The organism is Flavobacterium sp., assembly GCF_003525665.1.
Classification (GTDB): Bacteria; Bacteroidota; Bacteroidia; order Flavobacteriales; family Flavobacteriaceae; genus Flavobacterium.
This window is the reverse complement of the sequence record NZ_DQDX01000148.1, coordinates 597-1,217: the sequence shown is the minus strand read 5'-3', so window position 1 is coordinate 1,217 and position 621 is coordinate 597. Positions and strand designations below refer to the sequence as shown.

General features: G+C 29.6%; 2 protein-coding genes. Both read left to right on the top strand.

Annotated features, from left to right (window positions below; translation table 11 throughout):
• Positions 1-282 (top strand): hypothetical protein (locus DIU01_RS10345; protein WP_290834142.1); only part of this gene is annotated, 282 nt, incomplete at its 5' end.
• A 9-nt stretch (positions 283-291) separates the two neighbouring features.
• Positions 292-621 (top strand): glycosyltransferase (locus DIU01_RS10340; RefSeq protein WP_290834139.1); only part of this gene is annotated, 330 nt, incomplete at its 3' end.

The window sequence follows — 621 nt, the reverse complement described above, 5'->3', positions numbered from 1 at the left end:
CTAAAAGCTCAAATAACTCTTGAAGAAGAAATCAATTATATTTTATTTAAGTGGAATTTCAATGAGGTTAGAAAATTTAGTGATTTAGTTGAAGAAAATTTGAGTAGATTATCAATAAACCCTGAGATTGGCATTTATAGCAAAACTCTTAAAGTCTATTGTCTAGTTATTTCTAAGCAAACTACTTTATACTACAGTTTTAATTATGATCAAAAAATAATAGAACTTCACTTTTTTTTCAACAATCAAAAAAATCCTGAAGAATTAAATAAGTTGCTTTAAATTTGTCCAATGCAACTATCCGTAATCATCCTTAACTATAATGTTCGCTACTTTTTAGAGCAATGTGTTTTAAGTGTCCAAAAAGCACTTAAAAACATTGAGGGCGAGATCATTGTAATAGACAACAATTCGTCTGACGATAGTTGTGCGATGATGAAAGAATTGTTTCCTAATGTAAAACTCATTGAAAACAAAGAAAATCTGGGCTTTCCAAAAGGAAATAATATTGGAGTTGCACAGGCCAAAGGCGAATATGTTTGTATTCTAAATCCAGATACTGTTGTTGCAGAAGATACATTTATAAAAATTCTAAATTTTGTCACACTGAGCGCAGTCGAA